The following is a 10,709-nucleotide window of genomic DNA, read 5'->3' on the forward strand; positions in this document are numbered from 1 at the left end:
CTTTCAGGAAGAGTGCTTAGTTTATTATTGGATAAAAAAAGATATTGCAGCTGGGAAAGTTGCCCAATGGTTTCTGGAAGTGCGCTTAGTCTATTATTAAATACGAAAAGCTCTTCGAGCTGGGAAAGTTGTCCGATGCTTTCAGGAAGAGTGTTTAGATTGTTGGTGTATAAGTAGAGTCGTTGCAGCTGGGAAAGCTGCCCGATGCTTTCAGGAAGAGACGTTAGTTGGTTATTATGTAAGTAGAGTCGTTGTAGCTGGGAAAGTTGCCCGATGGACGCTGGGAGAGTAGTTAGTTGGTTATTATGTAAGTAAAGTCTTTGCAGCTGGGAAAGTTGCTCGATCGCTGGTGGTAAAAATATAAGGTTTAAGCTTCTTAAAATCAGGTGATTAAGTTGGGTGCAGTACTCTTTCATCCAAGGGATTAATAGCTCTGCTTTTCTCTTTAAAGGTAGGGTGTAGATATAGGGATGACTTAAGTACTCTGTTCCTCCCGGCAGATGGTGCCAGAGTAATAGGCAGCTAATATTTAGTAGGTAGGAGGAGTAATTAAAAAGGTTAGAGGCTTTATTTTCTATGATATTTTCTTCAAGGCCTAATGGAGAAAGAGAAGAGGCCAATGTAAAAAGCTTTTGAAAGATATAAAGCACTTTTTCTTCAGTAGAAAGATGGGAGTCAATTTTATAAATCTTATCTATGATATGAGTTTGTTCTATAAACTCTCCATTTCCCTCAGGAAAATGAACTCGAAGGATCATGTTGTAAAGCAAGGCGGCGGAAATTGGGGGTGGGGGTAGGAATCGATGGGAATAGCATCCAATTTCTTTTGGGACGCCAGATGGCGAAGAAGTGGAAAGAGGAGATAGAGAAACACCTACGGGGAGAGGAGCTCTTGGGTGAGTTTGCTGGAGTCGGTTGAAGACAAATTGTCTAATTTTCTTATTTTCATCTAATAAATCCCTTGTCCAATTATAGTTTATTCTTTCTTCTTCTGTTAGCTGTTCGCCAAATTGGCTCATTAAAGTTTTAGACTGATTTTCTAACAAGTTTGCCAGGGAAGGAATGGCTTTAATAGAAGGATCATTTAAAAGATTAATCAAAAGGGCAATATAGCGTTCTCTAAAAAATTCTGATAAAAAATCGGCTTCAGCAATTCCAGCAAGAAGCCTGATAGTAGGGTTGGGTATATGCCTTTCAATAAGTTGGCTATCGAGAGGGCAAAGCTTATTGCGTGCTAAACAGGAGATGACAGTATCTTCATTAAAGGTATGACCGCAAGGAAACAAAGTAACTGCTCGAGTCATCAGTCTTCCTGAGACGGCGTCTTCTATATTTTCTGAGACAGCAAGCCGAGAACTTGGGTGAGTGTTAGAAGTAGAAATGGAGGGCATCATATAACCTCCTAAAAGTGTTATAGTAGGTTATTGCTTTTAAGATTGCTTATTTCTAATAATTAAGGATTTACTGTAGGTTTTTACAAAAGTTTACTCCTTATTCTTTTATTAAGCAATTTTATTTGGAGAGCCTAAAAGGAGATTGAAACCTCAAAAAAAACTGGATGAAATTAAAGGGGGACAATTATAGAGAGTAAGGGTGAAGTAGAAATCCATGAATCTTAACTTGCTAATCTCTCTAGTCTTATAAAAAAGTTAAGGAAAATTTAATCTCTGCATCAAATGGCGCTGAGTGATAGGTCCAATAGCTTTGAGTCTTTTGTTTATAGGAAGGCAGCCAAATTTTTCTATAAAAGCATTGACTGTAGAAGGGCTGGTGAAATGAATTTCATCAATAAGAGTTAAATCTAGAGGGCGCAAATTTTTATTAAGGAAAGTATCGTAGAGAATGCATTCACGAAAGCGCCATTTTTGCTGGATAAAAAAATCGGCAAGGACAGAGCGCGAAAGAGCAGAATGGGGCCAGAAAAGATAAGGATTGACGAGAGGTAAACTTTGCAAAAAATCTATCATACCTTCAGCCGTTTCTACAGGAGAAATTAAAGGAGAAAGGGTGTCATAGCTTGCAAAAGCTTTTGCTGTCTGAGAGCCGACGCACATGACTTCTTTATTGTGTAAATGATGGGTTATATATTTATGGTGAGAAAAAATTTTAAAAAAAATATGCACTGCATTTTTGCTAGTAAAAATTAAGTGCGTATAAGATAAAAAATCTTGAAAGCCTTCTCGAATATCAGTTTGATGGAAGGTACGTGGATGAATGCGAATAATAGGGTAATGAATAAAGTTAAGGCTTTTTTCTTGTTGTTCAGGAAGATCTATGCCCAGATAAAGTATTTGCGGCTTTGGCTGGCGGCTATCTAAGCAGCTCATTAGTTCAAGTATCTCAGTATCATCTTCTCGGCATATGAGAGCTAATTGGCCTTGATAAGGCACAGTTTCTCCTGGTAGCTTAATGCGATTTAGATGGGTAAGATTAAGACGAATTAAAGCTGCTTCAGCTACTACTACGCCATCAGCTTGTCCTTTTTCAAGCAACTCCAATCTTTCAGGGATAGTTCCTCTTAAATCACAAAAGGTTAGGTCTTTACGTAGTTCTTTTACCCTTTCTTCACGACGTAGAGAGGAGGTGGCAATACAGGCTCTTGAAGGAAGGTCCTCAATAGTTTGACCCGGCCTTAGCACTAATACATCTGCAGGGTCTACTCCATGGGTGATAGCTGAGATCACTAAGCCTGGAGGAAGGGGCTCGGGAAGATCTTTAGCTGAGTGTATAGCTAAACGACACTGCCGGCTTAAAAGGAGAAGGTCAACTTCCTTGGTAAAAAAATCTGTCTTACCCATGTGGCGCAGCGAAGTAATGCGATCTTTATCACCTGTGGTTTCAAGATAGGTGTTTTCAAATAGGATATGGGCATGATGGCGGCAAAGTTCTTGATAAACTTCTTTAACCTGAGCTTTAGATAAAGCAGAAGAACGCGCACCTACTTTAATTGACAAGCTTTGCATAATTTTTTCCCTTGAATCGCTGATCTCTATATAGGCAAATACTATCTATTAAAAATTTTAAGTGCACGGTTTATCTAATCAATTGTTGGACAGCTTCTTCTACAAACTCAACGCCTATAATGCCGATTTTTTGGGAAATTTCCGGGGGAATACCTTTAATATTTCTTTTAGGGATTAAGCAGTGTTGAAAGCCCATATGAATAGCCTCTTTAAGCCGGCTTTCTATGCGGGTCACACTCCGAATCTCTCCCCCCAAACCCACCTCGCCTACTACGGTAGTTTCAGCATCAACTTGTAGATTACGCATTGAAGAGGCTACAGATAATAAGACACCTAGATCAATGCCTGGTTCTGTAATACGCATGCCCCCCGCAATCGACACAAATACATCACACCTATGCAATTGGTAGCCCATACGCTTTTCTAAGACCGCTAATAACAAGGCTAGCCGATTCTGATCAATTCCTGTACAGCGGCGAGAAGGAGTACTAAAGAAAGTTTCGGTAACCAAAGCTTGGGTTTCTATTAAAATAGCACGCGTTCCCTCTATAGTAGGAATAATCACAGAGCCAATCGCCTCTTTGCGACGTTCTTCTAAGAAAACTTGTGAGGGATTAGGCACCTCCACTAAGCCCGCCTGTTGCATTTGGAATACGGCAATTTCATCCGTAGGGCCAAAACGATTTTTCACCACTCGAATCATACGATAATTATTCTGTTTATCTCCTTCAAAATAGAGCACAGTGTCTACTAAGTGTTCTAAAACTCGAGGGCCCGCTATTTCGCCCGATTTAGTTACATGGCCAATTAGAAAAGTGGCAATCTGATGCCCTTTGGCGATATGCATAAACTCTGTAGTAGTTTCGCGTACTTGTGAAACTGATCCAGGCGCTGAAGAAATTTCCCCTTTATAGACAATCTGAATGGAATCAATAATTAAAATGTCGGGCTTTACTTGATCGATGTGAGCTTTAATAGCGGAAAAATTAGTTTCACTTAAAAGGAACAAATTTTCGCTATCAATGCCTAAGCGTTGCGCACGCATGGAGGTTTGCTCGACAGATTCTTCTCCGCAAACATACAAAATAATGGAGCCTTGCATAGCTAGTGCCTGAGAGATCTGCAAGAGAAGAGTAGATTTTCCAATGCCAGGGTCGCCGCCGACTAAAGAAAGAGAGCCAGGAACGAGTCCCCCACCAATTAAACGATCAAACTCATGCAGTAAGGTGCGGATCCGGGGCGTTCCTTTATGAGAAACTTCTTTTAAGCGCACGGGCTTACTAGTGCGTATAGGCTGTTGGGCTTCAAAGCGTGTTTTGGCGCCTACTACCTCTACTTCTTCATGCATGGAATTCCAAGAAGTACATTGAGGGCATTGGCCAGTCCACTTATATTGCTTGTGGCCACATTCAGAGCAATACCAGGCGCTTTTTTGTTTAGCAGCCATAAACTATTTAGGCCTCTTTAATTTTTTGATTAGCAATAACGCGATAGTGGGCGAGTGCATCTGCGGCGGCGGCTTGCTGAGCTTCTTTTTTAGAAGAGCCGTGTCCATATCCTTTAGCTTGATCATGAACCATCACACATATTTTGAAAATTTTACTATGATCAGGTCCTTCCTCCCCTAAAACTTTATAAGTAGGTGTTTGTTGAAAGTTCTTTTGACAGTAATCTTGAAAAAGTGCTTTGAAGTTGCGCAAAGGCATTTTTAATATAGCTTCGATTTCTGCCGAAAAGTTTTTGAATAAAAAGTGCTTGGCAACTTCTAAGCCTCCATCTAAGTAAATGGCTCCAATGATCGCTTCAAATAAGTCTGCTAGAATAGATTCCCGTCCTCGTCCATCATTCATTCTTTCACCCTTTCCTAGAAGTAAATATTGGCCTAAACCATATTTTTGCACATAATTAAAACAGGAGCTAGCTTCTACTAAACGGGAGCGAAGAACAGAGAGCTCACCCTCTGAAGTGGAGGGCAGGTAGCGATAAAGATAGTCTGCAATGAGCATGCCTAGAACCGAATCTCCTAAAAACTCTAGGCGTTCATTGTGCTTCCCCACTTCTTTGTTTTCGTTGACGTAAGATCTATGAACAAAAGCTAAAGCTAGTAAAGCTCGGTCTTTAAAGGTATAACCAATCTTATGTTCTATCTCGGTAGCACGTTTCATGAGTTCATCGTATGCGTTCATGGGTTAAATTTTACTCCACTTTTTATTTTTGAGGTAGCTTTTAATAAATCTTTAATTTTTGCTACACGCGGTTATGGAAAAAAAGTATATTTCTCAAGATAATTAACTGTTTTTTATGTTATTCTTTTTTCTAGACTTTGCAAACATTTAACCCAAATTTTAAACATAATGAAACTAGCCACTGATAAATCTCACCGAGATTATTTCTACAAACATGGGACCATTGAGTTTGATGGCCTTTTTCCCTTAGAGCAAATTCAACAGCTTAATACGGCAATTGATGGCCTCCTTTCTTTAACTTTTAAAAACATTGCTCCGCAATCGCAAAATACTGAAAATGTATTCCTTTGCGGGCGCGATCTCTATCGAAAAGATGAGCGAATCAAGAAACAGGTGTTAAATCGACGCTTAGCAGAAATTGCTCAGGAATTGATGGAAGCACGAGGACTACGTATAGGGTATGATCAGTTGCTTGTCGGTCAATCTGGGCAAGCTAACGTAAACACCGATGCTCTTTACAATCAATTTTTACAAAGTGTAGGTTCTCTCCAAGATAAAAGTTGTGTGCAGCCCTTAGTCTGTGGCCTTGTTATTTGTTTGCAACCTTCCTCATCGCTTGAAATCCCACCTGTTATTCTTCCCCAAACATTAGGCAATGGAGTTTTCTTTAAGCCCGATCTTCCCCTTGATTTAAGCTATCTTTCGCATGCGCAAGGGGGACGTTATTTAATGATTGCATATGCTAAGCCAAGATCCATCTATGTGTTAAATGATAAAGATCCCCATACGCATAGTTTAAAACATCGGGGATATGTTTTCGGCGATAGATTATCAGATAAACTCAATTCCCTTATTATCCGAAACTAATGAAGCTGCTAGATCTTTCTCCATTAACTTTTTGAAATCAAAGCATAGGCTTAAGCAATGAAGTGGATCATCCTTCAGGACGCTGTAGACACCGCTCAAAACAATATGGATAAGGATTTAAAGCTTTTGCAAAACATTGGGTGCACGGTAAATCCTATCTTGCGTTTTTATGGCTGGCAGGGTCCTTGTGCGACCTATGGATATTTTATTAATCCTCTACATTTTTTAGATGTCGAAGGAGTGCAAAAGCATAGACTGCAGTTAGGGCGAAGGCCGACAGGAGGGGGAATAGTTTTTCATTTGACCGATCTAGCTTTCTCAGTCATCATACCTGCTAAACATCCCCGCTATTCTTTAAACACGCTTGATAATTATGCTTGGGTGAATCAGCAGGTGGCCGAAGCGGTAAAAGCATTTAAAAATGAAATTGTTACTGCTTTCTTAAAGATCGAACCTCTTTCTAACAGTGAGCTTTGCCGTCATTTTTGCATGGCAAAGCCTACTATTTATGATGTGATGGTTGAAGGTAAAAAGATCGGTGGGGCGGCACAACGACGTACCCGTGAGGGTTTTTTACATCAAGGTACTTTATCTATTGCTTTTCCCGATGAGTCGCTGCTTAAAGCCGTGCTAAAAACAGGAACAGAGGTGTTGGAAGCGATGAAAAGTCATAGTTATGTTTTAGAAGAAGGGGCTGGCACTAATCAATTAGAAGAGATTCGTCACCAGCTAAGACATTTACTGGTTCTACAATTTGAAAAAACTTATTAGAAAAGAATGAGCGGAAATATAGAGAGATTTTTAATGAATGGGGCATTAGCCAGGATAATACTTTCGTGCCTCATGCGCGGTTAGAAAATAAGCGTTTTTTATCTCAGGGTAAATGTTGAGAATAAGAAGCCTCTATTATAGTATGTTTTAAGGGGCTTAAGAAAATATTCCTATCTATTCGTAAAGGGGCCTTCTTTAAATTCTTCTCTCTCTGTAAGGCTATTTTAAAAAAGTTAATAATTAAGAAAATTAGGTAGAGGCCTCTACCTATTAAAAAGAAGAAAAGAGATATCCTTTGAGAGAAAGCAGCTTTTTTGTTAGGATCTTCTCTTTCTGATTTTTAAGGAGATAGCCATAATCATGTTAGAATTTTTACGAAAGCATCAACGTTATTTCTTCATTGTCATTACGGTGATGATTGTCATTTCATTTTCTTTCTTCGGCACTTTTAACACGCTTAACACCGAATATCCTCATGAACAAACGGTTTTTACAGCCATAGACGGTACTGCAGTAAAGCGTTTAGAGCTTGATGAGCTATCTAATTTTATTAGCACTGATAGGCAAGATAAACTTCTTTTAGGAGGAGTTTGGGGACCTAATTTCTTAAATGATGGGGTTATATATAAGGATTTTTTAGAAAGTGGAATGGGATTGGTATTGGCATCACACTATTCTGATGAGCTGGCAAAAGATTTAAGGGCACGTTCTGAGAAAGAAAAACGTTCTTCTCTTTACAGTCATCCGCAAGCCGGATTTATCAATGTCGAGTCCGCCTGGTCTTATTTTGCTCCTCAGATGAAGGCTAATTATAATCTTTTGCAAGCAACTACTAATCCCGTGGAGATGGAGGCGTTGCAAGCGCGTATAAGTTTGTTCCTACAAGAAAAGCAATTTCCAGCCCCCTTGTTAAGGCAAGTTTTACGCTATCAAGAAAGACAATATTCTTGGCTGCCTTCCGATGATAATCTTGACTATCAAGACCTTTCTCTTTTTGGATACCATACGGCAGAGGATTGGTTTGGCCCTCGCTTTATGCGTCTTATTGCTCAATTCATTATCAATAGTGCTAAAATAGCTGAACAAAAAGGCTATAGAGTTTCAAAAGAAGAAGCTTTAGCGGAGTTGATGCAACATGCTGCCAAAAGTTATCAGGAAAATATAAACAACCCTAATTTAGGAGTAGCTAACCTACAGCAATACTTCGATGAGCAGCTACGCCGTATGGGGATGGACCAAAATAAAGCAATAAAAGTTTGGCGAGATGTTTTGTTATTTCGCCGGCTTTTCCATGATATTGGTAATGCGCTAGTCGTGGATCCATTTAGCATCACAAAACTTCAAGGATATACAAAGGAAGGAGTTGTAGGGCAAATTTTTCAACTACCAGAAAGCTTGCGAATGGATAGCTATCGCAAAATGCAAAAGTTAGAAATTTATCTTAACGCCGTCAGCCAGCGTCCAGAAGATAGAAAACACCTTTTAATGTTACCGACTAAATTTTTAACCCGGGAAGCAATAACCAAAAAATTTCCCGAATTACTGCATAAGCGCTATATTCTGGAGGTAGCACAGGTAAATAAAAGAGATCTTCAAGCTAAGGTCAGCATTAAAGACACTTGGAATTGGGAAGTTGAAGAGCACAATTGGGAGATATTAAAAAAGAAATTTCCAGAATTAGGGATTAGAAAAGGGAGCACGCGCGAGGAACGCTTCTTAGCTTTAGATGATTTAGACGATAAAACCAGAGGGCTGGTGGATGCTTTTGCTCGCGCTGCGATCGTTGATCTCCATCCTGAATGGATAAAGCAAGCCTTAGAGAAGGCTGCTGCTAAGAAAAGCGAGGTGTCAATTGGCACTAAGGGTGGCAAAGTAGCTTTTGCTGTGGGAGAAAAACGGCCAGAACTTATACAGTTATTAGAGCAAGCTTCTTTACAAGGAGAAGCTATCAATTCAGCAGCAGAAGAGCTTACGCAGTATTCTCCTGATAATCTCACCTATTATTGTATAAGGGTTATTGATCGGGCTTCTGAGCATGAAATTATGACTTTTGCTGAAGCAGAGGAGCAAGATGTACTAGAGCCCTTACTACAGAAAGAATTAGAAGCTTATTACGTAAAAATTCGTGAGAAAGAGCCTTCACAATATAAAAAAACTGATGGCTCGTGGAAACCTTTAGCAGATGTACAGGATCTGGTAGCAGATCAATATTTTGCAAAAATACGTAAAGCTATTGAAGCAGATTATAGGGAAGCCACAGCTCCTCAACCGGCACCTTCTATTTTTTTAGGGGATTACTTGGCCTCCTTGCGTTTATATGCTTACATGCGTGAGGTTCGCCATAGCTTGGAAAAAGATCCTTCTAATGCGCAAAAGTGGGTTGATACCGCTCAGGAAGGAACTGAGGAGAAGCTAGCGAAACGCCAGCCTTTAGAGAATCAATGGAAGTTAATCCAAACAGCTTACCGCGGCTTGCGTAGCGACTTAAACAGTGATTTGAATGCTCATGAAATTTTTGCTATGCAAGTGGGGGCATGGAGCCAAGTCAATACTCCAGGAAATGGAGATATTAATTTTTTCCACTTAGAAAAAAGAGAAGCTTCCACTAGCGCAGTGGCCGGGCCCAAAGTGCATCAATTGTATAATGTCCTCTCTGCTGAGGGACAGCGTATCTATATGCAAAAATTGCTGCAGATGCTTAAAGAAAAGAAAGCTTTGTCACTTGATTACATGAATAAAGCTAAAGAAGAATAAAAAAATAAATGCTTTAAAGAAAATTCATTAGGACTCCTAAAAGCCAAATAGGCAAGCTGAAGAAATAGCTAAAAAGTCCCTAAAGTTTTTCTTTAAAGCGGTTTAAATATAAAAATATATGTTTGAAGAAGAATCATTCTCATTATCACCGGTTAATTTTTTTCAATTGAAAGGTGATTGTCATTATGCGCCTAAAGGTATTAGCGGCCAAAAGTATTTGTTAGCAGATACTAGCTACCTTTGTGGAGAAGAGCATTTTTCTAAAGTTTCTTTAGGATGGAATGAGCAAGGTCTAGAGTGCTTAGTAGCAGTCTCACAGCCGTTTAAGCAAGCTTATCATCCTGATGTAAGCCGAGGCGATAGTGTAGAATTAATGATTGATACCCGGGATGTGAAAACCTCCGGATTTAACACACGCTTTTGCCATCATTTTTTCTTTCTACCAGAAGCTGTTGATGGCATCCAAGCGGGTGAAATGACTCGCTTTAGAACGGAAGATAAGCATGAACTTTGCGATGCTAACGAGTTGAAAGTCAATAGCCAGCTTTCTTCTCAAAGTTATACGCTGAAAATTTTTATTCCTAGTCATTGCTTAGTCGGCTATGATCCCGAGCAATTCGATCGCTTAGGGTTTACTTATAGAGTTAACCGCAAAAATGAGTCTCCCCAACATTTTTCGGTGGTCACCCGTGACTTTCAAATCGAGCAACAACCTTCCTTATGGAGCAGTTTAAGCTTGGTTAAGTAGAGACAAAACTACGTGTTTTCCACACTATTCATTGAAAAATAGATATCTTTAGCTAGTTCAAGAGAATGAAAAGGTTACGAATAGCAGAGCATACACCTCAAATGTGGCAATATGATGTGCTCATTCTTAATATGGCTAATTGGCATCACTTCGTCGGGAGTGCCACACCTTAAATAACGCGAGTTATCGGATAAGAAGACGCTCTAAGGCTGCTTCAAACCCTGCTTTAAACTGTAAGCCAACGCATTAACTTTTGTTTTTTTTGTAACAGATAGGACTTAATCTGACATTTGTGATAAAAATAAAGGAAACACAATTTAAAAGCCGCGAAGCTTGAAGCCCTGCCGCTCATTAAAAGTGACAGCAGGGAAGTTGAAGTGAGCGACTTAAACCAATAAGGAGTGTCAAAATGTCAAATTT

Annotated in this window: 8 protein-coding genes; 4 read left to right on the forward strand and 4 right to left on the reverse strand. The window is 39.5% G+C overall.

Annotation, left to right across the window (positions count from 1 at the left end):
- From DB41_RS12045 to rnc, 4 genes are all read right to left on the reverse strand, one after another.
- A partial coding sequence (locus DB41_RS12045; RefSeq protein WP_052243744.1) for a leucine-rich repeat domain-containing protein occupies nucleotides 1–1,394 on the reverse strand: 1,394 nt, incomplete at its 3' end.
- Between the two features lie 255 nt (nucleotides 1,395–1,649).
- Nucleotides 1,650–2,963: a hydroxymethylbilane synthase gene (gene hemC / locus DB41_RS11085; protein ID WP_080502329.1), complete on the reverse strand. Its 1,314-nt coding sequence runs from the start codon at nucleotides 2,961–2,963 to the stop codon at nucleotides 1,650–1,652.
- A 70-nt stretch (nucleotides 2,964–3,033) separates the two neighbouring features.
- Nucleotides 3,034–4,410, reverse strand: a complete 1,377-nt coding sequence (radA, locus tag DB41_RS00435; RefSeq protein WP_039383186.1) for a DNA repair protein RadA — start codon at nucleotides 4,408–4,410, stop codon at nucleotides 3,034–3,036.
- A gap of 7 nt (nucleotides 4,411–4,417) precedes the next feature.
- Entirely contained in the window at nucleotides 4,418–5,149 is a 732-nt protein-coding gene (rnc, locus tag DB41_RS00440; RefSeq protein ID WP_039383188.1) for a ribonuclease III, read from the reverse strand.
- A 168-nt stretch (nucleotides 5,150–5,317) separates the two neighbouring features.
- Here rnc and DB41_RS00445 point away from each other — a divergent pair, with 168 nt between their 5' ends.
- The 4 genes from DB41_RS00445 to DB41_RS00460 all read left to right on the forward strand — a co-directional run bounded on the left by DB41_RS00445 (nucleotide 5,318) and on the right by DB41_RS00460 (nucleotide 10,289).
- Complete coding sequence (locus DB41_RS00445; protein ID WP_039383190.1) at nucleotides 5,318–6,016, forward strand: hypothetical protein; 699 nt, start codon at nucleotides 5,318–5,320, stop codon at nucleotides 6,014–6,016.
- A 57-nt stretch (nucleotides 6,017–6,073) separates the two neighbouring features.
- Complete coding sequence (locus DB41_RS00450; RefSeq protein ID WP_039383192.1) at nucleotides 6,074–6,787, forward strand: lipoate--protein ligase family protein; 714 nt, start codon at nucleotides 6,074–6,076, stop codon at nucleotides 6,785–6,787.
- 360 nt (nucleotides 6,788–7,147) lie between these two features.
- On the forward strand, nucleotides 7,148–9,541 hold the full coding sequence (locus tag DB41_RS00455) for a hypothetical protein (protein ID WP_039383194.1): 2,394 nt from the start codon (nucleotides 7,148–7,150) through the stop codon (nucleotides 9,539–9,541).
- A 118-nt stretch (nucleotides 9,542–9,659) separates the two neighbouring features.
- Complete coding sequence (locus tag DB41_RS00460) at nucleotides 9,660–10,289, forward strand: hypothetical protein (RefSeq protein WP_039383195.1); 630 nt, start codon at nucleotides 9,660–9,662, stop codon at nucleotides 10,287–10,289.
- Nucleotides 10,290–10,709 lie beyond the last annotated feature (420 nt).

The sequence above is a fragment of the Neochlamydia sp. TUME1 genome, assembly GCF_000813645.1.
Taxonomy (GTDB): domain Bacteria; phylum Chlamydiota; class Chlamydiia; order Chlamydiales; family Parachlamydiaceae; genus Neochlamydia.